This window comes from Microbacterium arabinogalactanolyticum, assembly GCF_030268005.1.
Taxonomy (GTDB): domain Bacteria; phylum Actinomycetota; class Actinomycetes; order Actinomycetales; family Microbacteriaceae; genus Microbacterium; species Microbacterium arabinogalactanolyticum.
This window is the reverse complement of the sequence record NZ_BRZC01000007.1, coordinates 513,801-538,174: the sequence shown is the minus strand read 5'-3', so window position 1 is coordinate 538,174 and position 24,374 is coordinate 513,801. Positions and strand designations below refer to the sequence as shown.

Below are 24,374 nucleotides of genomic sequence, written 5' to 3'. Positions count from 1 at the left end.
GTCTCATGGCGGTGCGCACACCAGATCCTGACCCCGACGGCGGCTTCGGGTTCGACGACGTGCCCGCTGCGGACTCCAACCCGGCGTGGCTGTCCGACATCGAGCTCGAAGAGGCGCGGCGCCGCCTGCCGATGCTGTACGTCGAGGCGGTCCCTGTCGTCACCGACGGCGCGGGCCAGGTCACCTCGATCGGCGTGCTGCTGCGTTCCACGCCGCTCGGCGAGATCACCCGCACCCTGGTCTCCGGCCGCGTCCGCTACGGCGAGACCGTCCGGGACGCCCTGTTCCGGCACATCGAGAACGACCTGGGGCCGATGGCCTTCCCGCTGCTCCCCGTCTCTCCGACGCCGTTCGCAGTGGCGGAGTACTTCCCGATCCCCGGGGTGAGCGCCTTCCACGACGACCGGCAGCACGCCGTATCCCTGGCGTTCGTCGTCCCCGTGACGGGGACGTGCGAGCCGCGTCAGGACGCCCTCGAGGTCACCTGGTTCTCGCCGGAGGAAGCGGCATCCGACGGCCTCTCCGCCGAGATGGAGGGCGGCCGCGGCACGCTGCTCCGCCAGGCACTCGCGCACCTCGGTCTGCTGCGCTGACAGCAGAACCGGTTCCTGAGCGAGCGCCCGATCCCACCCGGTTCCTGAGCGAGCGAAGCGAGACGAAGGGCGCCCGCGTAGGCTCGGTCGGGTGAGTGAACCCATCGCCTTCCCCACCGCATCCGCCGACTGGCTCGCGTTCGCGAGCACCCGCACCGACGACCGCCTCGCGCACGTCGACGAGCTCGCCGCCCGCCTGAAGGACGGCTCCTCACGCACCGCGCTGGAGTCGCTGCAGCTGTGGAACGACCTGCAGATCGAGCTGCGCAGCGCGTACAACGAGGCCGAGGTGCTCGCCGAGGTGCATCCCGACCGGGCCGTGCGCGAGGCCGCGGAATCGCGCACCTCCGCCGCTCAGGCGAAGGACGCCGAACTGATGACCGACGCCGAGCTGGCAGCGGTCTTCGGTGCAGCGGATGCCGAGGGGCTCGACGCCGACGCCGCCCGGCTGCTCGCGAAGATCCAGCGCGACTTCCGCCGCGGCGGCGCAGACCGGGACGCCGACACCCGCGAGCGCCTGCGCGCGTTCGCCGCCCGCGAGACCGAGCTCAGCGTGACCTTCTCCCGGAACATCCGCGAGGGACGCCGCGAGATCCGCGTCGCCCCGGACAAGCTCGCCGGACTCCCCGAGGACTTCCTGGCCGGGCATCCGGTCGGCGATGACGGCCTGGTCGCGGTGTCGACGGACAACCTCGACGTGACCGTGGTGATGAACTACGCGCACGACCGCGAGACGCGCAGGGCGCTGCGCGTCGCCCGCGCCGACCTCGCCTGGCCCGAGAACGACCCCGTTCTCGCCGAGCTGCTCGACATCCGCCAGCAGCACGCCGAGCTGCTCGGGTACGCCAGCTGGGCCGACTACGAGACCGAGGACCGCATGGCCCGCTCCGGAGCCCGGGTCGCCTCGTTCCTGGACGAGGTCGACGAGGCATCGAAGGCGGCGGCCGAGTCCGAGTACGCGATCCTGCTCGAGCGGCTGCGGGAGGACGTCCCGGATGCCGAGGGCGTGACCAACGCCGACCAGATGTACCTGCTCACCCGACTGCACGAGGAGCGCTTCGCCGTCGATGCGCAGCAGGTGCGCCGCCACCTCGACTTCACCCGCGTCCTCGGCGGCCTGCTCAGCACCACCGGGCGCCTGTTCGGCATCGAGTACGCCCCCGTCGATGTTCCCGCCTGGCACGACGAGGTGCGGTCGTACGACGTGCTGCGCGCGGGGGAGCGGATCGGCCGCATCCACCTCGACCTGCACCCGCGCGAGGGCAAGTTCAACCACGCCGCCGTCTTCGGCCTGGCTCCCGGAGTGCGCGGCCGCGTGCTGCCCGAGGCGGCCCTGGTCTGCAACTTCCCGACCGGTCTGATGGAGCATCGGCAGGTGCAGACCTTCTTCCACGAGTTCGGGCACCTCGTCCACGACATCCTCGGCGGCGACCAGGAGTGGGCGCCGTTCTCCGGTGTCGCCACCGAGTGGGACTTCGTGGAGGCGCCCAGCCAGATGCTGGAGGAGTGGGTGTGGGATGCCGACGTGCTGGCCTCCTTCGCGCTCGACGAGACGGGCGCGCCCATCCCCGCGGAGCTGGTCGCGCGGATGCGGGAGGCGGATGCCTTCGGCCGGGCGCTCCTGGTGCGCACGCAGCTGGGTCACGCCCGGGTCTCGTACCACCTGCACATGGACCGGCCCGCGGACCTCGCGGCCGACACCGACCACTGGTACGAGGTGTCGAGCCCCCTCCAGCACCTGCGGGGGACGCACTCGTACGCCGCCTTCGGCCACCTCACCGGCTACGGCTCGTGCTACTACACGTACCAGTGGAGCCTCGTGATCGCGCGCGACCTGCTCACCGGCTTCACGGGGCTGATGGACGAGGCATCCGCCACCCGCTACCGCCGCGAGATCCTCGAGCCGGGCGGGCGCAGGGATGCCGCCGATCTGATCGAGGCGTTCCTCGGCCGCCCCTTCACGGTCGACGCCTACCGGGAGTGGCTGGGCGCTCCCGCCGCCTGACGCCCCACCCGAACCCGCATCCGCCGAGACCCCCAGTAACCGCCGAGACCCCTACCTGCAGACGTCTGCAGGTAGGGGTCTCGGCGACAGGTAGGGGTCTCGGCGAAGGAGAACGGGGTCAGGCCGTGGTGAGCCGCCCGAGCTCGGCGACGAACGCGTCGACGTCGGACTCCTGCGTGTCGAAGCTGCACATCCAGCGCACCTCGTTGCGGGAGGCGTCCCAGTCGTAGAAGCGGAAGCTCTCGCGCAGCTTGTCGGCGACGCCGTCGGGCAGCACGGCGAAGACGCCGTTGGACTGCGTGGGCTGCGAGAAGGACACGCCCTGGATCGACCCGTCGGCGAGCCCGGCCTCGACCTCGCCGCGCAGGCGCTGGGCCATGGCGTTCGAGTGGCGCGCGTTGCGCAGCCACAGGTCGCCCTCGAGCAGCGCGATCAGCTGGGCGGAGACGAAGCGCATCTTCGAGGAGAGCTGCATGTTGTACTTGCGGCTGTAGATCAGGCCATCCGATGCCTCGGGGTTCAGCACCACGACGGCCTCGCCGAGCATGGCGCCGTTCTTCGTGCCGCCGAAGCTCAGCACGTCGACGCCGGCGTCGGTCGTGAACGCGCGCAGCGGCACGTCGAGGGCCGCCGCGGCGTTCGAGATGCGCGCACCGTCGAGGTGCAGCTTCATGCCGCGCTCGTGCGTGTGGTCGGCGAGGGCCTTGATCTCGTCGACCGTGTAGAGGGTGCCGAGCTCGGTCGACTGCGTGATCGAGACCACCAGAGGCTGCGCGCGGTGCTCGTCGCCCCAGCCCCACGCCTCGCGGTCGACCAGTTCAGGGGTGAGCTTGCCGTCGTCGGTCGGCACGGTCAGCAGCTTGAAGCCGCCGATCTTCTCGGGAGCACCGCCCTCGTCCACGTTGATGTGCGCGGTGGAGGCCGAGATCACGGCGCCCCAGCGCGGCAGCATCGACTGCAGACCGGTCACGTTCGCGCCGGTGCCGTTGAAGACGGGGAAGGCCTGCACGCCCTCGCCGAAGTGCCGCGCGAAGACCTCCTGCAGGCGGGTCGTGTAGAGATCCTCGCCGTAGGCGATCTGGTGACCGTCGTTGGCCGCGGCGATCGCCGCGAGCACCTCGGGGTGGATGCCGGAGTAGTTGTCGGATGCGAAGCCGCGGACGGCGGTGTCATGCAGAGTGCTCACCGTACAAGCCTAGAGCGTGGCATCCGTCCCGATCTCCAGACGTCCCTGTCGGATGTCGGCGCTCCCGCCTACCCTCGTCCCATGCGCACATTCCTGCAGGTGCTGGTGAACACCATGGTCGCCAACGTCACCACCAGCTTCCTGTGGTTCGCGCTGACGTTCTGGGTCTACCTCGAGACGAGGAACGTGATGGCCACCGGCATCGTCGGCGGGGCCTACATGCTGCTCATCGCGATCTTCTCCATCGTGTTCGGCACGATCGTCGACCGGCACCGCAAGCGAGCGGTGCTCGTCTTCTCCAGCGCGATCACGACAGTCGCGTTCGTGCTCGCCTGGCTGATCTTCCTGTGGCAGCCCGAGCAGGCGCTGCTGGACTTCGGAGGGCCGTGGCTCTGGCTGTTCGCGGGCATCATCCTGCTCGGCGCCGTGGTCGAGCAGATGCGCAACATCGCGCTGTCCACGACCGTGACGCTGCTGGTGCCGGAGGAACGGCACGCCAACGCGAACGGCATGGTGGGCACGGTGCAGGGGCTGGCGTTCCTCGTCACCAGCGTCTTCAGCGGACTCTCGGTCGGGTTCTTCGGCATGGGCGGGACGCTTGTGATCGCCGTCGCCCTCACCGTCGTGTCTCTCGTGCACATCCTGTTCGTACGGATCCCGGAATCGGCGCCGGCCATCGACCCGGACGCGCCATCGGCGATGGACGTGCGCGGCAGCATCCGGGCGATCCGGGCCGTCCCCGGTCTGTTCGTGCTGCTGTTCTTCTCGATGTTCAACAACCTCATCGGCGGCGTCTACATGGCTCTGATGGACCCGTACGGCCTCGAGATGATGTCGGTGCAGCTGTGGGGAATCGCGCTCGCCGTGGCGTCCACCGGATTCCTCATCGGCGGAGCAGTGGTCGCGGCCAAGGGCCTGGGGCGCAACCCCATCCGCACCATGCTGGTGCTCGTGGTGGGTATGGGGGTCCTGGGGGCGTTCTTCACCATCCGCGATTGGTGGCCGCTCTACGTGGTCGGCATCTGGCTGTACATGGCGCTGGTGCCGGCGATCGAGGCGGCCGAGCAGACCGTGATCCAGAAGGTCGTCCCGTTCGAGCGGCAGGGCCGCGTGTTCGGCTTCGCTTCGGCCATGGAAGCCGCCGCGGCGCCCATCACCGCGTTCCTCATCGCACCGATCGCCCAGTATGTGATCATCCCGTTCATGAAGTCCGCCGACGGGCAGGCGGCCTGGGGATGGCTGATCGGTGACGGCCGGGCTCGCGGCATCGCCCTGATCTTCTTCTTCGCCGGTCTGGCGACGGTGGCCCTCGCGTTGATCGCGTTCACGACACGCGCCTATCGCCGGCTCAGTGCCGCGTACGCGCAGGATGCCACGGGATCTCCGACTGCGGAGACGGGTGAGGGAGACAGTTCCGCAGTCGCGCCGACCAGCACGCCGATCGCCGCACGGGGCGGACTCGTCGACCCGGCGGCTCCCGCCGATGGGGAGGACTGAGCCCTCGGTACGGCGTCCGTTCCGCAGATCGCCGCGGGCAGTGCTTGACGGGGCGACGACCTCGCGAGAGCATTCCCCGGTGACCGACACGCACGAGACGTCAGAACGTCCACTGCTCTCCGCCGACAGGCTGAAGGCCTTCACCGACGGGGTGGTCGCCATCGCGATGACCCTGCTGATCCTTCCGCTGATGGAGGGCGTCATCGACCTCGGGCGCGAGGGGCGCACGGTGCTCGAATACCTCAGCGAGGACTTCGGGCAGCTGTTCAGCTTCGTGATGAGCTTCGTGCTGATCGCCTCGCTCTGGATCTCGCACCACCGGATCTTCGACCGGGTCGAGCGCACGTCCGGCGCGCTGATCGGTCTGACGGTCGCCTGGATGTTCACGATCGTGTGGCTGCCCGTGCCGACGGCGATGCTGGGCGCCATGCCCGACGACGTGGCGCAGAAGTGCCTGTACGTCGGCACCCTCATCGTCGCGAACCTCATACTGCTGGCGATCCGCGCCTACCTGCGGCGCCATCGGGAGCTGCATGACATCCCCGACGGGCTTCTGCGCGACGGCATCCGCGCCGATGCGGTGACCGTCGCTCTGTTCGTCGTCGCGCTGGTCGTCGCGCTGCTCGTGCCGCAGATCGGCTACTTCGCGATGTTCCTGATGATCCTGACCGGCCCGGCGATCAGGCTGGTCAAGCGGGTGGAGCGAGGTCGACGACGCGCCCGTTGATTTCGGCGGCGTCCGCGTCCCACAGGGCGATGACCGCGCGCGCCAGGGAGTCCGGGGCGAGCGCGCCCTCAGCACGGAAGATCACGGATGCCGCGTGCAGGTCGGTTCCCGCGTCGCGGGCGGCCTTCGCATATCCCTGGGCGACGGCACGGGTCCACGTCTCGGCCGCGGCCTTGACGGTCGCGTAGTTCGCCCCGCCCGCCAGGGGCTTGTTCACGACCGTGGACGACACGATCGCGAAGCGACCGGCATCCGACGCCCTGATCGATGCGTCGAAGGCGCGGCTGGTCGCGCGCACCGCCTGAAGGGCGGGCAGCAGCGCGTCGAAGTCCTCGTCGCTCTGACCGGCGAGCCCGCCGCCTCCGCGCCATCCGCCGACCAGCGGGACCACGCCGTCGACGGCTCCGACACGCTCGGCGAGTGCTGTCATGTCGGTCAGGCTCGTGGCATCCGCCACCTCGATCCGTGCGCCGGCGTCCGCGAGGGGAGCGAGGCGCTCGGCAGAGCGACCGGTCGCGATCACCGTGGCCCCCGCCTCGATCAGGGCTCGCGTGATTGTGAGGCCTGCAGCGCTCGTCGCGCCGGCGAGAAGGATCGTGCGGTTCATGGGCGCTCCCAGCGTCGCGTATGAAGGATGGATGCGAGTCTGAAGGACGCTCCGCCGGAAATCATCCTTCAGAAGCGGAGTCGTCCTTCAGACCTGCGCGTCAGTCGTCTGTGCTGGTCACAGATCGGTGCCGCGGATGCCGACGGTCGACTCGATGACCGGCTTCATCTTCTTGTCGAGGGTCTCGAAGAACATCGACAGCGGGAACTCGTCGTCCATCACGGCATCGGTGTAGCCCTTGGGGGCGCCGGCGAGGATCTCGTCGGACAGCCCGCGTGCCCACTGCGATGCCGGGTGCGGGGTGAGTGTGCCGCGGACGAGCTCGTAGGCCGCCAGCCAGTGCGCGATCTTCGGGCGGTCGATCGAGTGCCAGTACAGGTCGTCGATCGCGTCACCCAGCGCGACGACGGCGTCCGGCACGTTGTCCCAGTCGAAGGCGAGCGCGGTGTCGGTCCAGTGCAGCACGCCGTGCTGGTGCAGCCAGGCGAACAGCAGCTGACCGCCGACCGCGTCGTAGTTGCGGGTGCGGTTGCCCGTGATCGCGAAGCGGAAGATGCGGTCGAAGATCACCGCGTACTGCACGAGGTGCGCGTAGTCGTGCATCTCCTGCTCGGCCTCGGTGAGCTGCTCGCCCGCGGCGACGCGGGCGTCGAACGCGCGCTCGATCTTCACGGACTCGCGGAACGCCGTCATGTCGCAGCGCATCTCCTCGAGGGAGTACAGGAAGAACGGCATCCGCTGCTTGATCATGAACGGATCGAAGGGCAGATCACCGCGCATGTGCGTGCGGTCGTGGATGATGTCCCACATCACGAAGGTCTTCTCGGTCATCTGCTGGTCGTCGAGCATGGCCGCGGCGCGCTCGGGCAGTTCGAGGTTGGTGATCTCGGATGCTGCGCGGACCACGCGACGGTAGCGGGCCGCCTCGCGGTCCTGGAAGATCGCGCCCCAGGTGAAGGAGGGGATCTCGCGCATCGCGACGGTCTCGGGGAACAGCACGGCCGAGTTCGTGTCGTAGCCGGGGGTGAAGTCGACCAGACGCAGCGAGACGAACAGCTTGTTGCCGTAGTCGCCGGCCTCGAGCTCGGCGATGAACTCCGGCCAGATCGTCTCGACGATCAGCGCCTCCACGAGGCGGTCGCTCGAGCCGTTCTGGGTGTACATCGGGAAGACGACGAGGTGGCGGATGCCGTCGATGCGGTGCTGCTGGGGCTGGAACGCCATCAGCGAGTCGAGGAAGTCGGGCTCGGTGAAGCCGCCGTCCGCCCAGCGCTGGAAATCGACCACGAGTGCGTCGAGGTAGTCGGCGTCGTGCGGGAAGGCGGGGGCGAGCGCGCGGATGCCCGCGATGATCTCGGCGACGTGCTGGGCGGCGGCCTCACGGTCGGCGGCCTCCGGCACCGAGCCGTCCTTGATCTGCAGCGGGCGCAGCGCGATCGCGGCATCCTTCAGCAGCTTCCAGGCCGCGCTGGTCTCGGCGGTCGACGCGTCCTCCACGACCTCGGGCTCGCCGATGATGGTGTTGATGGTGCTGGTGATGGTGGACATCGAACCCTCCGATCGTGGTCAGAAGCGGAAATTTTCCGGTGAGAACCGGCTTCAACAACTATTATTCCACTCATGGATGATGCTGTCGACCACGCGCTCCTCGCCGAGATCTCCCGGGACGGGCGGGTGACGCTCGCCCAGCTCTCCGAGACCGTCGGACTGTCCACCTCCGCCGTGCAGTCGCGGCTCAAGCGTCTGGAGACCCGCGGAGTCATCACGGGCTATCAGGCGCTGCTCGACCCCGAGCAGGTCGGCAAGCCGCTGTCGGCGTTCATCGAGATCACGCCGATCGATCCCGGCCAGCCCGACAACGCCCCCGAGCTGCTGGAGCACCTGACCGAGATCGAGGCATGCCATTCCATCGCCGGCGAGGCAAGCTACATGCTGTTCGTCCGGGTGAAGGGCCCCCGGGCTCTCGAGAAGCTGGTCAACGACATCCGCTCGATCGCCAACGTACGCACGCGCGCGACGATCGTGCTGCAGACCTACTACGAGCACCGCCCGATCGTCTCGCCGCCGGCGTCCTGACCGGCGGGGGGCGCCCGCTCGATAGGATTCGGTCGTGGCAGGAACCTCCAAGAAGTCGCGCACGCACGCGCCGCAGAAGCGGCAGACCTCCGGCAACCCGGCGAAGCGGCCCGTGATCGAGGCGGGCCCGGTGACCTTCGGCGACTGGGTGGGCGCGGCTCGGCTGCGCACCCTGCCCCTGGCCGTCGCCCCGGTCGTCCTCGGCACGGGCGCGGCGCAGGTCACCGATCCCCACCTGCACTGGGTGATCGCGCTGGCGTGCCTGGCGGTCGCCGTGCTGCTGCAGATCGGCGTGAACTTCGCGAACGACTACAGCGACGGCATCCGGGGCACGGACGCCCATCGCGTCGGCCCTGCTCGTCTCACGGCCTCCGGTCGCGTCTCGCCGAAGCAGGTGCTGAACACCGCACTGGTGTTCTTCGCACTCGCCGCAGTCGCGGGGCTCGCGATCGTGATCCGCACGCAGCAGTGGTGGATGCTCCTCGTCGGCGCGGCGTGCATCGTCGCTGCCTGGTTCTACACCGGCGGCAAGCGCCCGTACGGCTACAACGCGATGGGCGAGCTGTTCGTCTTCGTGTTCTTCGGGCTGGTGGCGGTGCTCGGCACCACGTGGGTGCAGTCCTTCGCGCTGCCGCTGGAGGCGTGGCTCGCTGCGGTCGCCGCCGGTCTGTTCGCCTGCGCCGTGCTGCTGGCCAACAACCTGCGCGACATCGATCAGGATCGCGCCGTGGGCAAGCGCACGCTCACCGTTCTGATCGGCAAGCGCGCCACGCAGATCGTCTACACCGTCTTCGTCATCGCGCCCTTCGTGATCGCGGCAGTGTTCGCGCTGCTGCTGTACCCCGTCGCGTGGCTGTCACTCCTGGTGCTGCTGGCGATCATCCCGGCGATCCTGATCGTCTGGACGTACCGCACGCCGCGCGAGCTGATCATCGCCCTGAGCCTGACCTCGCTGTCGTCGGTCGGATACGCCGCACTGATGTACTGGGCGCTCGTCGCGGCCTGATTCAGAGCGCCGCGCCGACCAGCGCCTCGGCGAGCGGGGTGCGCAGGTGCAGCATCCGATTGCCCTCGCGCGAACTGGCGATCAGGCCTGCGTCGCGGAGCACTGTCAGGTGGTGGGATGCCGTGGACGCGGCGATCCCGGCATCCTTCGCGATGCCGGTGGTGGTGCGCGCGACGTGCGCCCGCAGCAGGATCCCCGCACGCGCGGGACCGAGCAGCGCGCCCAGGGCGTCCTCGAGCTCCGCGCTGTCTCGCGCCCACCCCGCCGTGACTCCGCGCGCGGGGTAGAACAGCGTCGGCTGCGCGGGCGTCTCGGTGATCACCATGCATCCCCACGACGACATCACCGACGGGACGAGCACCAGCCCGGAGCCGCGGCAGTCCACGTCCTCACTGTGCCGGCGCAGGCGCACCCGTACGGCGCCGTCGCTCCATCGCACGTTCGGGTGCAGCGCGCCCGCCATCGCGGAGAGGCCGTCCGTGGTGATCGTGCGCGCCCGCACCGCGATGTCGGCGCGCAGCAGTCGTTCCAACTGCGGCCACACGGGGGCGAGCACGGCATCCCACACCTGATCCCAGGCGTCGGCGATCAGGGCTCGCGCGCGCACGGGGTCTGCGTGCATCCGCACGAGTGCGGCCCGGCGCTCGCCGGAGGAGCGCACGATCATCTTGCCGAGATCGACCAGGATGCCGGGGATCGGCGCCTCGCGCAGGGCGGCGAGCTCATCGGCGGGCGTCATGTCCCACCTCGCGTCCGCGGTGAGGAAGTCGGGCATGTAGCCGTCGTCGCCGATCACCTGGGCGAGCAGGCTGAACGGCTCTCGCGGCAGCCGATCGCGCACCTGGCGCAGCCAGCCCCACTGCAGCGGATGCTGCTCGGGCCGCAGCAGGATCCGCACGGCGTGCGCGAACTCGTGACCGGGCGAGATGCCGAAGCGGACCGCCTGGATGTCACCGGGGCTCAGGTGGAAGTCGACGCGATGATCGGGGTGCTCCCGACCCTCCACCGGCCGGCGCTGAACGTTTCGATCCACATCGAAACTCTAGGGCCGCGTCGCACGCGGCGGAAGAGTGAGGCATGCACACGACAGGGAGCAGATCATGATCGACACACTCGCCGAGCCGACGCTCGTCGCACCAGCCCAGATACCGCTCGGGGCCGGTCCCGGTCGCCGCTTCGAGGGCCGTGACCACGGGGCCGCGGTGTCGTACTTCTACGTCGACAACCAGCCGGGGAAGGGGTCGGGGCTGCACTGGCATCCGTATCCTGAGACCTGGGTCGTGCTCGAGGGGGACGCGACCTTCCAGGTGGGGGATGAGCAGATCGTCGCCAGTGCGGGTGACACCGTCACCGGTCCGGCGTTCGTGCCGCACAAGTTCACCAACACCGGCACCGGGACGATGCGCCTGATCGGCATCCACGCCTCCGCCGTCATCATCCAGACAGACCTCTGAGGAGAGCGGACATGTCCTTTCAGGCGTACCTCGACAACATCGAGACGAAGACGGGCCTCACCCCGCGCCAGTTCATCGAACTGGCGACGCAGCGCGGCTTCGACTCCACCACCAAGGCCACACCCATCCTGGAGTGGCTGAAATCCGACTACGATCTGTCGCGCGGCTACGGAATGGCGCTCGTGCACGTGATCACCAAGGGGCCTCAGATCAGCGACAAGCACGTCGGGAGCACCGGATCGCACGGTGACGCCTCGGACGTGCTGTGGCTGGACGGCAAGGCCACGAATCCCGCGAACGGCTAGGAGAGACCATGGCAGTACGAGTAGACCTGAACATCTCGCTCGACGGGTTCGCGACCACCGTCGACCAGACCCCGGAGAACCCGATGGGGGAGGACTGGGGGCGGCTGACCGCCGCGTACGTCTCCACGCGCACCTTCCGCGAGCGGGTGCTGGGCGACACCTCCGGCGAGGGCACGACGGATGTGGACGAGAAGTACGCGAGCGCCTACTTCGAGGGGACCGGCGCCGAGATCATGGGCGCGGGCATGTTCGGGCTGCACCTGTTCGGCGACGACCCCGACTGGCAGGGCTGGTGGGGCGAGGAGCCGCCCTTCCAGGTGCCGGTGTTCGTGCTCACGCACACCGCGAGGCCGTCGATCGAGTTCGCGAACGGCACCGAGTTCCACTTCATCGACACGACCCCGGGGGACGCCCTGGCGCGGGCGACCGGGGCCGCCGCGGGAGGCGATGTGCGCGTCGGCGGAGGCGTCGACGTCGTGCGCCAGTTCCTGCGCGCGAACCTCGTCGATCGGCTGCATGTCGCGATCGCGCCGATCCTGCTCGGCCGCGGCGAGCGGCTGTGGGACGACCTGCGCGGCCTCGAGCAGGGTTACCAGGTCGTCAGCGAGGTGGCGGAGAGCGGCACGACGCACGTGACCTTCCGGCGCTGAGGCGCTGACGCGGAAGGAGCGGATGCCGATCGGCATCCGCTCCTTCCGCATCTCACCGCGTGCGGCTCATTCGTCGGTCGCGCGATCCTCGGCATCCGCATCGGTGTCCGTGCGGTTGCGGCGGGCGTAGATGTCGCGCGACGCGTCGGACAGCGGCGCGCGCAGGAACAGCAGGGAGATGCTCATGCCGATCAGCGCGGCGAACAGGGCCGCCAGCCACCAGAACTCCTGGAAGATCGGGAAGAAGAACCACATGATCGCGAGCGGCACGAGGAACGCCAGCAGCCGCAGCACGGAGTAGACGAGGAGGGGTGGCAACTTCTTCACAGAGGAGAGTCTAGAAGCGCGCGCTAGGCGTGCGCTGTGCGGCGGCGATGAGGTCCCGGGGCCCGTCCGGACCCGGCGACCTACACTGGAAGCATGGCGCGTTTCCTGATCATCGGCGGTTTCCTCGCCGTGGTGTTCTGGGTGTTCAGCATCGTCGACTGCAGCGTGCAGCCGGCGACGCGGCACCGTGGCGTCTCGAAGACCGCCTGGGTGCTCATCGTGCTGCTGCTGCCGGTGATCGGCGGTATCCTCTGGTTCGCACTCGGCCGGCTCCGCGCCGACGAGGTGAACACGGCCTACGTGGTGCCGCCGGACGATGATCCGCGGGTGCTGCGACGCATGCACGACGCCGAGCAGGATGCCCGCATCCGCGAGCTCGAGGCCGAACTGGCGCGCCTGGACGACGACCCCGACGGCGCGGACCCGCGCTCGTGACGGGGCCCGTCCCCTCCGCCTCGCCCGCTTCGGAAGCCTCCGCCGAACTGCTCGCCGGACTGATCGGGAGCGGCGTGCGCGACCTCGTGCTCGCGCCGGGCTCGCGGTCGCAGGCGCTCGCGCTGGCAGCCATGGATCTGTCGCGCACGGGCCACCTGCAGGTGCACGTGCGCATCGATGAGCGCGTCGCGGGGTTCACTGCCCTCGGCATCGCGCGCGAGACCGGACTCCCGGTGGCGATCGTCTGCACATCGGGCACGGCGGCGGGCAATCTGCTGCCCGCCACGATGGAGGCCTTCCACTCCGGCATCCCGCTGCTGCTGCTGACCGCCGACCGCCCGCCGGAGCTGCGCGGCATCGGCGCGAACCAGGCCACCGTGCAGCAGGGTCTGTTCGGGCCGTTCGTGCGGATGGCGACGGATGCCCCGGTGCCGCCGTCCGCGCCGGAGGACGGCTGGACCGGCCTCGCCCGCGCGGCTGTGGAGGCCTCCCTGGGTCTGCTCGGCGACGGAGTCGCCGGAGTCGGCGGCCCGGTGCATCTCAACCTTCCCGCGCGCGAACCCCTGTCCGCAGCGGGTACCGCCGAAGCGGTGCCGGGTCCCGCGCCTGCCCGTGCGGCCGCGGACCCGCTGGTCCTGGAGCGCGGCCCGCGCACGATCGTGATCGCCGGAGCGGATGCCGGCGCGGGGGCCGAGGAGCTGTCGCATCGCGGCGGCTGGCCGCTGATCGCGGAGATCGTCAGCGGCGCGCGCTTCGGCCGGCTCATCGTGCACGGCTACCGCGAGCTGCTGCGGGACGAGGCACTCGGCGGCCGGGTCGAGCGCGCCGTCGTCTTCGGGCATCCGACCCTCAGCCGAGAGGTCGCGGCCCTCCTCGCCCGCGCCGACCTGGATGTCGTCGCGGTGCGCGGCGGCGGCGAGGAGCTGGATCTCAACGGACGCACGACTTCGGTGGACGCCGTGTCGGTGGCCGACGGAACAGCCGACCGGCAGTGGCTGGGCGCGTGGATGAACGCCTCGGCAGGCAGGGCGATCGATCTGAGTGCCCCGGCGCCGGACCAGGACGGGCTGTCGTCCGAGGACAAGGCCACCCGGCTGAGCGCGGTGCGGGCCGAGCTGGATGCGGTGCGGCGCCGCGTGGACCGGGGGATCCTCGCGGACGCCGTGTGGCGCGCCACCTGGCCGCATGACCGTCTCGTGTTCGGATCCTCGCGACTGGTGCGCGTGGCCGATCAGGTGCTCGGCGGCAAGAAGGTGCCCGTGCACGCCAATCGCGGGCTGGCGGGGATCGACGGCACGATCGCCACGGCGCTCGGCATCGCGCTGGCGAGCCAGGCTGCCGGCGCGGTCGGCGTGACGCGCGTGCTCCTCGGCGATCTGGCCTTCCTGCATGACGTCGGGGCGCTGCTGCTGCCGGCGGATGAGCCGCGGCCGCGCATCCAGGTGATCGTCGGCAACGACGGCGGCGGCACGATCTTCGACGGGCTCGAGGTGGCGGCATCCGCTCCCGTCGAGGACCTGGATCGTGCCTTCTACACGCCGCATGGCGCGAGCCTGCGCGAACTGGCCGCCGCCTACGGGTGGGATTTCGCGCAGGTGACCACGCGCTCCGCGCTGGACCAGGCGCTGACCTCGCCGGTGGCGGGTCCGCAGATCATCGAGGTCCCGCTGGAGCGCTGAACGATGCCGCTCCGACCGGCCGCGGTCTACTCGAGCCGCTGTGCGATCTCGCCGACGTCCGCGCTGGCGTACCGCTCCTCATCCGCCGAGGGCGCCTCGAGCTCGTACAGATCGGCCTTGGACGGAGCGATCGCGAGGGCCTCGACCGGTGAGGTGTCGGACAGCACCTCGTCCAGCCCCTGCAGCGCGCTGAATCGGCGCGCCTGCGTGACCACGTTGCGATCCAGAGAGCCCGCGAACCGGTTGTAGGCGTCGACAGTGCTGTTCAGGCTCTTGCCCAGCTTCGCGAGGTGCTGGCCGAGCGTGCCGAGGCGCTTGTGCAGCTCCTTGCCGACGGTGAAGATCTGCTGCGCCTCCTGCGCGAGCTGATCCTGCCGCCAGGCGTGCCCGACCGTACGCAGCAGCGCGATCAGGGTGGAGGGAGTCGCGATCACGACGTTCCGCTCGAACGCGTACTCGTACAGGGTGGCGTCCTGGTCGAGCGCCGCGGCCAGGAACGGCTCGGCGGGCACGAACATCACCACGAACTCGGGAGAGCCGGCCACCACGTCCCAGTACTCCTTGGTGCCCAGGTCGTCGATGTGCTTCTTCAGATGCCGGGCGTGCGCCGCGAGGCGCTGGGCGCGCACGGCGTCGTCCGTGGCCTCCATGGCCTCGAGATAGCCGTTGAACGCGACCTTCGAGTCGACCACGACCCGCTTGTCACCGGCGAGGTGCACCACCATGTCGGGGCGCAGCGCACCCTCGTCGGTGCTGTGGTGCAGCTGCTCGTCGAAATCGACGTGGTTGACCATGCCCGAGGCCTCGACCACACGGCGCAGCTGCAGCTCGCCCCAGCGGCCGCGCACCTGCGGCGCCCGCAGCGCGTTCACGAGGTTGCGGGTCTCGGCGCCCAGCGTCTCGGAGGACTGCCGCATGAACTGCACCTGCTCGCTGAGCGCAGCGTGCGCCTCCAACCGTGCCTTCTCGGCGGTGGTCATCTCGGTCTTCACCGTGTCGAGCGTCTTCTGGATCGGCTCGATGAGCTGCTGCACGGCGTCCTGCCGCTTCTGCAGCTCGGCAGCCCCTTCGCTCTGGCTGCGCTTCAGCCGCTCCTCGGCCTGCTCCAGGAACGCCTTGGAGTTGGCCTCCAGCGCCCGCCGGCTCAGGGCGTCGAACTCGTCGGAGAGTCGCTTCTGATCGGCCTTCAGCTCCTCCAGGCGCTCGGCGGCGCGGCGGCGCTCGTCGGCGAGATCGGCCTCCGCCTCATCCCGTACCTCGGCGAGCCGCCGCACGTGCTCCGAACGCTCGTGCTCCAGGCGTGCCTGCGCCTGCGCCCTGGCATCCGCGACAGCAGCCTCGCCCTGCCGGCGTGCCTCCGCCAGCCGCTGCTCGCCGAGAGCGCGCTCCTCCTGCACGCGACCGGCGATCTCCGCGCGCAGCGCGGCGGCATCCCGCTCCAGCGCCTCGACGCGCAGCTGCGCGGCACTCGCCGCGGCCTGACCGGCGGCATCCGTGGCGCGCCCGCGCTGTGTGCCGAGCACGAAGCCGAGTCCGCCGGCGAGGGCGGCGGCGATCACGGCGACGACGATCACGAGAAGCGAGGTGTCCATGGTCCGATTGTGCACGGGGCCACCGACACTTCGTCTCGCTCCGCTTGCTCAGCGCGGCGTACTTCGTCTCGCGGCACTGCGGCGCACCCGGCCGTGCACCCGGCACAATGGCAGGCATGACGAAGACGACATGGGCCACGGCACTGCAGGTCGGAGAGGGCTTCCGGCTGGAGGATGTCGATGCCGGCAGCACTCCTGGCTTCGACGGCGGCAAGAAGCAGGGCGCGAAGGAGCTCGCCGCTCGCCGCGAGGTGCTGGGCGAGCTGCAGGAGCGCCTGTTCGCGGAATCGCGCGCCGGCATCGCCACGGATGCCGTGCTGCTCGTGCTGCAGGCGATGGACACCGCGGGGAAGGGCGGCATCGTGCGGCACGTGGTCGGCGGAGTCGACCCGCAGGGCATCGAGCTGGTGGCTTTCAAGGCACCGACAGACGAGGAACTCGCGCACGACTTCCTGTGGCGGGTCGAGAGCCGCCTGCCCCAGCCCGGCTTCATCGGCGTCTTCGACCGCTCGCACTACGAGGACGTGCTGATCGGCCGGGTGCGCAGGCTGGGATCCGAGGAGGAGATCGAGCGCCGGTACGGCGCCATCGCCGACTTCGAGCGCCGCGTCGCGGCATCCGGCATCCGCATCGTCAAGGTCATGCTGCACATCTCGCCGGACGAGCAGAAGGCGCGCCTGATGGAGCGCCTGGACCGCCCGGACAAGCACTGGAAGTACAACCCCGGCGACGTCGACGAGCGTCTGCGCTGGGGCGACTACATGGCGGCGTATCAGACCGCGTTCGAGCGCACCTCGTCAGCCGAGGCGCCCTGGCACGTGATCCCGGCGAACCACAAGTGGTACGCGCGCCTCGCCGTGCAGGAGCTGCTGATCGCCGCCCTCGAGGACATCGACCCGCAGTGGCCCGCCGCCGACTTCGACGTGGAGGCCGAGAAGATGCGCCTCGAGGCCAGCTGAGTCAGTTCAGCGAGTGCGCCATAACTCCGGAGAAACATCTGTCGGAGCTGCCCGAGTCGGCCGATTCGGACTCGACGCGCACAGATCTCCGGAGTTGTGGCCGGAGCTCAGGCCAGCGGCTTGCGTCCGCGGTGCAGGGCGACGATCCCGAACGACAGGTTGCGGTACTCGACGTCCGTCCAGCCGGCCTCGCGGATCCAGCCCGCCAGCGTGCGCTGGTCCGGCCAATCGCGGATCGACTCGTTGAGGTAGTCGTAGGCATCGCCGTTGGTGCCGGCGAGGCGGGCGACCTTCGGCAGCACCTGCGCGTTGTAGAAGCGGTACAGCCCTCGGAACAGCTTGCCCGGAGGCGTGGAGAACTCGTTGATCACGATGCGCCCGCCCGGCTTCGTCACCCGGAACAGCTCGGCCAGCGCCTTCTTCGGCTCCTGCACGTTGCGCAGGCTGTAGGACATCGTGACGGCATCGAACTCGCGGTCCTTGAAGGGGAGGTTCGTGGCATCCGCTTCGACGAAGCTCAGGTTGGGCAGGTGTCCGTGCCGACGGCGACCCTCCGCCAGCATCCCGGGGGAGAAGTCCGCGGCGACGACCTGCGCGCCGCTGCCGGCGAGGGAGGCCGACGAGGATGCGGTCCCCGCGCCGAGATCCAGGATGCGCTCGCCGCGCTTCGGCGCGACGGCGCGCGTGGTCGCCGCGCGCCAGAAGGCGTCGTTGCCGAACGTCATCACGGTGTTCGTGCGGTCGTACCCGGCGGCGACCTGGTCGAACATGCCGCTGACGTGCGAGGGGTCTTTGCCGAGGTCGGCGCGGTTCGGCTCCATGCTTCGATCCTAAAGCGGGCGGATGCCGTGCGCTTCGCCGCCGGCGCATGAGAACCCCAGGCATAGACTCGGCGGGTGAGCGCGAAACGTCCTGAGCCCGGCACCCCGATGATCGTCCAGTGGCGCAAGTGGGACGGCTCGCCGCACTGGACCAACGAGCAGGTCTACCTGGGCTCGGATCGGTGGGGCGACTGGGTGGGGCAGCCGCAGGGATGGCGCAGCAGCCGTCCCGGGCGCGAGTTCACGGCATCCGCTCCGAACATCACGCTCATCCCGCATCCGGACCCGGATCGCGGCGCCGCCGACCTCGCGCTCACGATCAACCGCGGGCATCCGAAGGGCATGCGCATCTACATCGACCTCGCATGGGATCTGCGCTGGACGGCGGATGCCGAGGACGGCGCCCCCGGCATGCCCGCGCTCGCGCACGGGATAGACATGGACCTCGACGTCGTGCGCGTCGAGGGGGAGCGCGGCACCTGGGTCGATGACCGCGACGAGTGGGCGGAGCACCTGGTGCAGTACGGGTACCCGGCCGACGTGATCGCGCACCTGGAGGCGCTCGCGCTGGATCTGGAGCAGAAGGTGCGCGCGCAGGTCGCCCCCTTCGACGACGCCACCGCCGACCCGTGGCTCGACCGCCTGGAGGCGCTGGGCATGGAGCGCCGGCCCGAGAAGTAGGCTGGACGGGTGAGCAGCACCCGCCTGGTCGCGCAGACCCGCGAGATCCCACCCGTCGACGATCTGCTGGCACACACCTCCGCCGCCGGACCCGTCGCATGGCTGCGCCGCGGCGAGGGGATCGTGGCCGCAGGCGACGGGATCGCCGCGACCGTCCGCGTCCCGGCCGGGCAGGACAGGCCCCGCGCCGCGATCATCGCGGACGCCTGGCGGCAGCTGGTGCAGGATGCCGAGATCGACGACCCCGTGCGACTTCCCGGCACCGGACTGGTCGCATTCGGCGCGCTGACCTTCGACGAGGACTCGTCGGCCGCGAGCGTGCTCGTCGTGCCGAGGGCCGTGATCGGCCGCCGAGACGGCCGAAGCTGGATCACCCTCATTCGCGCCTCCGACGAGCCCGGCTTCTCCGAGGTGCCGGAGCCGCAGAGCTTCGCGCCGCACTGGGCAGGGCGCGTCGGCCCCGGTGCGCAGACGCCGCAGAGCTACCAGGATGCCGTGCGCAGGGCGCTCGACGAGATCGCGGACGGCTCGTACAGCAAGGTCGTGCTGGCCCGTGATCTCGCCGGTACGGTGCCGGGCGACGCCGACCTTCGCCGTCTGGTGCGCGCCCTGTCGACCGACTACCCGGACACCTGGACCTTCGCGGTGGACGGCCTGATCGGCGCGAGCCCCGAGACGCTCGTCACGACGCACGCCCGTACGGTCACCGCGCGCGTGCTCGCCGGGACCACGGCGCGCGGCGCCGACCCGAAAGCCGATTCCGTCGCATCCGCCGATCTCGCGACCAGTGCGAAGAACCTCGCCGAGCACAGCTTCGCCGTGCAGAGCGTGCTGGCCACGCTGCGTCCGCACACCCGCACCCTCACGGCGAGCGACGCCCCGTTCGTGCTCGAGCTGCCGAATCTCTTCCACCTCGCCACCGACGTGAGCGGTGAGCTCGGCGACGGCGCCTCGGCACTCGACCTCGTCGGCGTCATACATCCCACCGCGGCCGTCGCGGGGACTCCGACGGATGCCGCGGTCGAGGCGATCCGCCGCCTGGAGCCCTTCGATCGCGGGCGCTATGCGGGGCCGGTCGGCTGGATAGACGCCTCGGGCGACGGCGAGTGGGCGATCGCCCTGCGCTGCGCCCAGTTCGCTGACGCCCCCGAGCACGAATCCTGCGCTCGCGCCGTGACGGCCTACGCCGGCGCCGGCATCGTGGCGGGGAGCGACCCCGAGGCGGAGCTGCTGGAGACCCGCGTCAAGTTCCGTCCGCTCGTGGACGCCCTGGCCTGATTGATCGCGGGGCCGGAGAAGTCGTCTGCGACTCGTCAGCCACCGGGCGGACATGCGCGCCCGTGCGCGCAGGTAGGCTGGAACACGTGACTTCGAGCCCCGCTTCCCCGGGCACGCGACTGGCGAGCCGACTCGGCTTCAGCGACCGCGTCTTCCTCGGTCCCGCCGCGCGACGCATCGCCACGCGCATCGAGGAGGGGCTCGACCTGGTCGAGGCGGGGCTGGCCGACGAGCTGAGGATGGCGGACCCCGTCGCGGACGCCGTGGCGCGCTACCTCTACGAGGCCGGCGGCAAGCGCATCCGCCCCGTGCTCACGCTGCTGACAGCTCAGCTCGGCGACGGCAACAGCGCGGCCGTGATCGACATCGCCAAGGCGCTGGAACTCACCCACCTGGGCTCGCTGTACCACGACGACGTCATGGACGGCGCCGACACCCGACGCGGCGTCCCGGCCGCGCACGGCGTGTGGGGCAACAACGTCGCGATCCTCACCGGCGACATCCTCTTCTCGCGCGCCAGCCAGATCATGTCGCGGCACGGCGAGCGGGCGATGCGCCTGCAGGCGGACACCTTCGAGCGCCTCGTGCTCGGTCAGATGCACGAGACCGTGGGCGCGCAGCCGGGCGACGACCCCATCGAGTTCTATATCCAGGTGCTCGCCGACAAGACGGGCTCGCTGATCGCCGCGGCCACGCAGGGCGGCGTGATCTTCTCCGGCGCCCCCACCGAGTTCGAGGAGCCGCTGCGCGTCTACGGCGAGAAGGTCGGCGTCGCCTTCCAGCTGCTCGATGACGTGATCGACCTCTCCGCGGATGCCGAGGAGACCGGCAAGGTTCCCGGCACCGACCTGCGGGCGGGCGTCCCCACGATGCCTTCGCTGCTGCTGAAGACCGGCACGGCGCCCGCCGACATCGACCTGGCCGCGCGCATCGACGAGGGCGTCGCGCGCATCGCCGAGGGGGCGGATCCCGCCGTCCTCGACGGGCCGCTCGCAGAACTGCGCGATCATGACGCCACCCGGCGCACCATGGAGCTCGCCCGCACCTGGACGGCCGATGCCGTCGCCGCGCTCGCACCGCTGCCCAAGGGCACCGTGCGCGAGTCGCTGACCCGGTTCGCGGAGTCTCTGGCAGACCGCAGCAGCTGACGGAAGGAACCCCATTGACGAAGCTCAAACTGGCCATCGTCGGGGCGGGACCGGCGGGGATCTACGCCGCTGACATCCTGCTCAAGGCGGAGCGCAAGTTCGACGTCTCCATCGATCTGTTCGAGCAGCTCCCGGCGCCGTACGGCCTGGTCCGCTACGGCGTCGCGCCCGATCACCCGCGCATCAAGGGCATCATCAACGCGCTGCGCAACGTGATCGACCACGGCGACATGCGCCTGTTCGGCAACGTCCACTTCGGCACCGACATCACGCTCGAGGATCTCAAGCGCCACTACAACGCGGTGATCTTCGCGACCGGCGCAGTCCGCGACTCGGCCCTGGACATCCCCGGCATCGACGCGGCCCACTCCTTCGGCGCGGCCGAGTACGTGAGCTGGTTCGACGGGCATCCGGACGTCTCGCCGGAGTGGACACTGGATGCCGAGTCGGTCGGCGTCATCGGCAACGGCAACGTCGCGCTGGACGTGGCGCGCATGCTCGCCAAGCACGCCGATGACCTGCTCGTGACCGAGATCCCCGACAACGTCTACCAGGGGCTGAAGGCCAGCCGGATCACCGACGTGCACGTGTTCGGCCGGCGCGGTCCGGCACAGGTGAAGTTCACCCCGCTCGAGCTGCGCGAGCTCGGCGAGCTGCGCGACGTCGACATGGTCGTGTACGACGAGGACTTCCAGTACGACGAGGCCTCCCAGCAGGCCGTCGCCAGTAACAAGCAGGTCATGGTCATGGACCGGATCATGCAGTCCTGGCGCAAGCTCGACTCCGTGAACAACGCGGGGGGCACGGCATCCCGCCGTCTGCACCTGCACTTCTGGGCGCGCCCGGTCGAGGTGAAGAAGGACGAGAACGGCCGCGTCGCGGCCCTCGTCTACGAGCGCACCGAGTCCGACGGCGCCGGCGGCGCGGTCGGCACCGGCGAGCTCCGCGAGGTCCCCATGCAGGGGCTGTACCGCGCGATCGGCTACTTCGGCTCGCCACTGGCGGGTGTGCCGTTCGACAAGAAGCACGGCGTCATCCCGAACCGCGAGGGCCAGGTGCTGGAGACCAAGTCGAACCAGCGGGTGCCCGGCATCTACACGACCGGCTGGATCAAGCGCGGTCCGGTGGGCCTGATCGGCCACACCAAGTCGGATGCCATGGAGACCGTGCAGCACCTGATCAACGACCAGGGCTCGTGGTGGCACCCGGAGGACCCGTCCGACGAGGCGATCCCGGCGCTGCTCGCCGAGCGCGGCGTCCAGTGGACCGACCTGGAGGGCTGGCACCGCCTGGACGCGCACGAGATCGCCCTGGGCGAGGCCCACGAGAGCACGCGCGAGCGCGTCAAGCTCGTGCCGCGCGACGAGATGGTCCGCGTCTCGCGCGGGGAGTGAGCGGACCCCTCGGAGCCGTGGGTTCGAAGCGCCGTCCGGCCGACCGATAGGTTGACCTCATGGGCGAGTGGGTTCCGGATGTCCTCGGCGACGAGTTCCAGCAGCTGACGCTGCCGCTGGAGCCGGATGCCGAGGGCGACGTGGTCGCGACGGTCGTCCGCGCCCTGCCCGAGCCGCGGCCGTGGTGGCACGTCCGCGACCGGCGTCCGCTGGCGGACGTCGACGTGCTGTACGTGCACGGGTGGTCGGACTACTTCTTCCAGAAGCGCCTGGCCCGGTTCTGGACCTCGCGCGGTGCGCGGTTCTTCGCCCTCGACCTGCGCAAGTACGGGCGCAGCCTGCGTCCCGGGCAGACGCCGGGGTTCATCACGGACCTCGCCGAATACGACGCCGACATCGAGGCCGCGCTCGCGGCGCGAGGGGATGCCGAGGGGCGCCGGCTCGTGCTGCTCGGGCACTCCACGGGCGGGCTGACGCTCAGCCTGTGGGCATCACGCCATCCGCGCGCGGTCGACGCCGTCATCCTCAACTCGCCGTGGCTGGAGTTCCAGCTCGGCGCTGCGCGCACCGCGATCGCGCCGATGGTCGAGCTGCAGGCGAGATGGTGGCCGAAGGACGCCGCGCCGCAGGTGGATCTGGGCTTCTACACGCGTGCGCAGAACGAGGTGGCCGACCCCGACGATCCCATGGAGGTGGATCTGGCCTGGCGTCCCGAGCAGACCATGACCGTGCACGCCGCGTGGCTGCACGCGATCCTGCAGGGGCATCGGGCGGTCTCCGCAGGCCTGCACATCGACGCCCCGGTCTGCGTGCTGCTGTCGGCGCGCACCGCGGTGCCGACGCGCTGGTCGGACGAGCTCACGAGGGCCGACAGCGTGCTGGTCGTCGACGACATCGCCCGCGCCGCCCTGAAGCTCGGGCCGTCGGTGACGGTCGAGCGCATCGACGGCGCACTGCACGACGTGTTCCTGTCGCGCCACGAAGCGCGCGAGGACGCCTACGCCCGCCTGGACCGCTGGGTCACCGGGTGGGTGGCCTCGCGCTGACGGACCGGATGCCCCGGATCACGCCACGTCGTAGATGACGCGGCAGGCCTGCTCTGCGGCATCCGCATCGCCGTCGTGCAGCGCCCGGTCCAGCTCGACGCAGGCGTCGAGAAGGCGCGGCTTGTGCTCGGGGGTGATCGCGAACCCGCGCAGCGCGCGAGCCAGCGCCATGGAGGCCTCGTCGACCAGTGACTGCTGCAGCGTGTTGCCGCTCCGGGCGGCGAGGTAGCCGATCACCTCACGTCGAGCCTGCGAGCAGGCGGCGGGGTCATCCACACTCGCCGCGATCCGCGCGATCATCGGCGACAGCGTCTCATGGTCGGCGGTCGTCAGGCGCGGGCAGGACAGCCGCACGATGACGCCGGCCTGCAGACCGGCGAAGTCGTGCGACATCCGGATCGTCTCGGGCGTGAGGCGGCTGATCTCGGTGTACCGGCTGGGGTACATCGTCACCAGGCCGATGCGCTCGAGCCGCTGCAGCGCCTCCCGGACGGGCGTGCGCGACACGGCCAGCTCCTGCGCCACATCGGCGTCGCGGATGCGGTCGCCGGGCGCGAGCTCGCCCGTGACGATGCGTTCGCCGATCAGGTGGAACACCCCCTCGGCCAGCAGCTGCTTCTTCGCCGTGCTCGCGGACCCCATCCGCTGTTCTTCGTCGACGGACACCCCGATGACCCCCAGATTCCCCAATGACCCAGGGATTCCCCACGAATCCCCGGGCGGAGCGTCCCCTAACGCCCCGCTGGGCCCCACTCTAGCGGGTGCGCGGGCATCTGAGGAGAGGGCAGGATGCCGGTATGACGGCGGCTGCGGGTCAGCGGTAGTTGATGTCACGCATCTCGGTCAGTGTGGAACCGTGCGTATCGAGGGATGCCGTGAAATGACAGGGATCGTCCGAAGTGTGGCGA

General features: G+C 70.2%; 25 protein-coding genes. 17 read left to right on the top strand and 8 right to left on the bottom strand.

Translation table 11 applies throughout. The annotated features are described in order from the left end of the window. The first annotated feature begins 5 nt into the window (after window positions 1-5). Window positions 6-593, top strand: a complete 588-nt coding sequence (locus MIAR_RS14150; protein WP_285637264.1) for an NUDIX hydrolase family protein — start codon at window positions 6-8, stop codon at window positions 591-593. Window positions 594-684: 91 nt separating this feature from the next. Next, on the top strand, window positions 685-2,598 hold the full coding sequence (locus MIAR_RS14145; protein ID WP_285637261.1) for a M3 family metallopeptidase: 1,914 nt from the start codon (window positions 685-687) through the stop codon (window positions 2,596-2,598). 118 nt (window positions 2,599-2,716) lie between these two features. Here MIAR_RS14145 and MIAR_RS14140 read toward each other — a convergent pair whose 3' ends face one another. Beyond that, entirely contained in the window at window positions 2,717-3,784 is a 1,068-nt protein-coding gene (locus MIAR_RS14140) for a threonine aldolase family protein (RefSeq protein ID WP_285637258.1), read from the bottom strand. Between the two features lie 81 nt (window positions 3,785-3,865). Here MIAR_RS14140 and MIAR_RS14135 point away from each other — a divergent pair, with 81 nt between their 5' ends. Together MIAR_RS14135 and MIAR_RS14130 are read left to right on the top strand one after the other, a co-directional pair. Then, window positions 3,866-5,281 carry an MFS transporter gene (locus MIAR_RS14135; RefSeq protein ID WP_285637255.1) on the top strand — a complete coding sequence of 472 codons (1,416 nt, stop codon included), beginning with the start codon at window positions 3,866-3,868 and terminating at the stop codon, window positions 5,279-5,281. 79 nt (window positions 5,282-5,360) lie between these two features. Continuing rightward, a complete protein-coding gene (locus MIAR_RS14130; protein WP_285637253.1) occupies window positions 5,361-6,008 on the top strand; it encodes a TMEM175 family protein in 648 nt (215 codons plus the stop codon). Here the strand turns inward: MIAR_RS14130 and MIAR_RS14125 are convergent. Both MIAR_RS14125 and MIAR_RS14120 read right to left on the bottom strand, forming a co-directional pair. Beyond that, window positions 5,971-6,615 carry an SDR family NAD(P)-dependent oxidoreductase gene (locus tag MIAR_RS14125; RefSeq protein ID WP_285637251.1) on the bottom strand — a complete coding sequence of 215 codons (645 nt, stop codon included), beginning with the start codon at window positions 6,613-6,615 and terminating at the stop codon, window positions 5,971-5,973. The genes MIAR_RS14130 and MIAR_RS14125 overlap by 38 nt on opposite strands. A 117-nt stretch (window positions 6,616-6,732) precedes the next feature. Next, window positions 6,733-8,163, bottom strand: a complete 1,431-nt coding sequence (locus MIAR_RS14120) for a DUF6421 family protein (protein WP_285637248.1) — start codon at window positions 8,161-8,163, stop codon at window positions 6,733-6,735. Between the two features lie 72 nt (window positions 8,164-8,235). On the opposite strand from MIAR_RS14120, the gene MIAR_RS14115 reads away from it, so the two are divergent. Both MIAR_RS14115 and MIAR_RS14110 read left to right on the top strand, forming a co-directional pair. Further along, window positions 8,236-8,691: an Lrp/AsnC family transcriptional regulator gene (locus tag MIAR_RS14115; protein ID WP_285637245.1), complete on the top strand. Its 456-nt coding sequence runs from the start codon at window positions 8,236-8,238 to the stop codon at window positions 8,689-8,691. A gap of 34 nt (window positions 8,692-8,725) precedes the next feature. Next, entirely contained in the window at window positions 8,726-9,697 is a 972-nt protein-coding gene (locus MIAR_RS14110; protein ID WP_285637243.1) for a 1,4-dihydroxy-2-naphthoate polyprenyltransferase, read from the top strand. Window position 9,698: 1 nt separating this feature from the next. Here MIAR_RS14110 and MIAR_RS14105 read toward each other — a convergent pair whose 3' ends face one another. Further along, window positions 9,699-10,730 carry an ArsR/SmtB family transcription factor gene (locus MIAR_RS14105; protein WP_285637240.1) on the bottom strand — a complete coding sequence of 344 codons (1,032 nt, stop codon included), beginning with the start codon at window positions 10,728-10,730 and terminating at the stop codon, window positions 9,699-9,701. A 67-nt stretch (window positions 10,731-10,797) separates the two neighbouring features. Between MIAR_RS14105 and MIAR_RS14100 the strand changes: the two genes are divergently transcribed. Genes MIAR_RS14100 through MIAR_RS14090 form a run of 3 tightly spaced genes read left to right on the top strand, consistent with a single transcriptional unit; the run spans window position 10,798 to window position 12,106 of the window. Further along, window positions 10,798-11,151: a cupin domain-containing protein gene (locus tag MIAR_RS14100; protein ID WP_285637237.1), complete on the top strand. Its 354-nt coding sequence runs from the start codon at window positions 10,798-10,800 to the stop codon at window positions 11,149-11,151. Window positions 11,152-11,162: 11 nt separating this feature from the next. Beyond that, a complete protein-coding gene (locus MIAR_RS14095) occupies window positions 11,163-11,456 on the top strand; it encodes a DUF4287 domain-containing protein (protein ID WP_285637234.1) in 294 nt (97 codons plus the stop codon). Between the two features lie 8 nt (window positions 11,457-11,464). Continuing rightward, window positions 11,465-12,106: a dihydrofolate reductase family protein gene (locus MIAR_RS14090; RefSeq protein WP_285637231.1), complete on the top strand. Its 642-nt coding sequence runs from the start codon at window positions 11,465-11,467 to the stop codon at window positions 12,104-12,106. Between the two features lie 66 nt (window positions 12,107-12,172). On the opposite strand, the gene MIAR_RS14085 is transcribed toward MIAR_RS14090, so the two are convergent. Then, the gene (locus MIAR_RS14085) at window positions 12,173-12,433 is read right to left on the bottom strand and encodes a DUF4229 domain-containing protein (RefSeq protein WP_285637228.1); all 261 of its coding nucleotides are present in this window, start codon (window positions 12,431-12,433) and stop codon (window positions 12,173-12,175) included. A 93-nt stretch (window positions 12,434-12,526) separates the two neighbouring features. On the opposite strand from MIAR_RS14085, the gene MIAR_RS14080 reads away from it, so the two are divergent. Both MIAR_RS14080 and menD read left to right on the top strand, forming a co-directional pair. Next, complete coding sequence (locus MIAR_RS14080; RefSeq protein ID WP_285637225.1) at window positions 12,527-12,868, top strand: PLD nuclease N-terminal domain-containing protein; 342 nt, start codon at window positions 12,527-12,529, stop codon at window positions 12,866-12,868. Then, window positions 12,865-14,547, top strand: coding sequence for a 2-succinyl-5-enolpyruvyl-6-hydroxy-3-cyclohexene-1-carboxylic-acid synthase (menD, locus tag MIAR_RS14075; protein ID WP_285637222.1), 1,683 nt, complete (start codon window positions 12,865-12,867; stop codon window positions 14,545-14,547). The genes MIAR_RS14080 and menD overlap by 4 nt, the downstream gene beginning before the upstream one ends. Window positions 14,548-14,573: 26 nt before the next feature. Here the strand turns inward: menD and MIAR_RS14070 are convergent, their stop codons facing one another. Further along, a complete protein-coding gene (locus tag MIAR_RS14070) occupies window positions 14,574-16,139 on the bottom strand; it encodes a DNA recombination protein RmuC (RefSeq protein ID WP_285637219.1) in 1,566 nt (521 codons plus the stop codon). Window positions 16,140-16,255: 116 nt separating this feature from the next. On the opposite strand from MIAR_RS14070, the gene MIAR_RS14065 reads away from it, so the two are divergent. Then, window positions 16,256-17,098 carry a PPK2 family polyphosphate kinase gene (locus tag MIAR_RS14065; RefSeq protein ID WP_285637216.1) on the top strand — a complete coding sequence of 281 codons (843 nt, stop codon included), beginning with the start codon at window positions 16,256-16,258 and terminating at the stop codon, window positions 17,096-17,098. Window positions 17,099-17,205: 107 nt separating this feature from the next. On the opposite strand, the gene MIAR_RS14060 is transcribed toward MIAR_RS14065, so the two are convergent. Next, the gene (locus tag MIAR_RS14060; RefSeq protein ID WP_285637213.1) at window positions 17,206-17,919 is read right to left on the bottom strand and encodes a class I SAM-dependent methyltransferase; all 714 of its coding nucleotides are present in this window, start codon (window positions 17,917-17,919) and stop codon (window positions 17,206-17,208) included. A 75-nt stretch (window positions 17,920-17,994) separates the two neighbouring features. Here MIAR_RS14060 and MIAR_RS14055 point away from each other — a divergent pair, with 75 nt between their 5' ends. The 5 genes from MIAR_RS14055 to MIAR_RS14035 all read left to right on the top strand — a co-directional run bounded on the left by MIAR_RS14055 (window position 17,995) and on the right by MIAR_RS14035 (window position 23,466). Continuing rightward, entirely contained in the window at window positions 17,995-18,600 is a 606-nt protein-coding gene (locus MIAR_RS14055) for a DUF402 domain-containing protein (protein WP_285637210.1), read from the top strand. Between the two features lie 9 nt (window positions 18,601-18,609). Then, on the top strand, window positions 18,610-19,878 hold the full coding sequence (locus MIAR_RS14050; protein WP_285637207.1) for an isochorismate synthase: 1,269 nt from the start codon (window positions 18,610-18,612) through the stop codon (window positions 19,876-19,878). Window positions 19,879-19,964: 86 nt separating this feature from the next. Next, on the top strand, window positions 19,965-21,026 hold the full coding sequence (locus MIAR_RS14045; RefSeq protein WP_285637205.1) for a polyprenyl synthetase family protein: 1,062 nt from the start codon (window positions 19,965-19,967) through the stop codon (window positions 21,024-21,026). 14 nt (window positions 21,027-21,040) lie between these two features. Next, window positions 21,041-22,420, top strand: a complete 1,380-nt coding sequence (locus MIAR_RS14040; protein WP_285637202.1) for an FAD-dependent oxidoreductase — start codon at window positions 21,041-21,043, stop codon at window positions 22,418-22,420. Between the two features lie 59 nt (window positions 22,421-22,479). Next, window positions 22,480-23,466: an alpha/beta hydrolase gene (locus MIAR_RS14035; RefSeq protein WP_285637199.1), complete on the top strand. Its 987-nt coding sequence runs from the start codon at window positions 22,480-22,482 to the stop codon at window positions 23,464-23,466. 18 nt (window positions 23,467-23,484) lie between these two features. Here MIAR_RS14035 and MIAR_RS14030 read toward each other — a convergent pair whose 3' ends face one another. Beyond that, window positions 23,485-24,108, bottom strand: coding sequence for a GntR family transcriptional regulator (locus MIAR_RS14030; RefSeq protein ID WP_285637196.1), 624 nt, complete (start codon window positions 24,106-24,108; stop codon window positions 23,485-23,487). Window positions 24,109-24,374 lie beyond the last annotated feature (266 nt).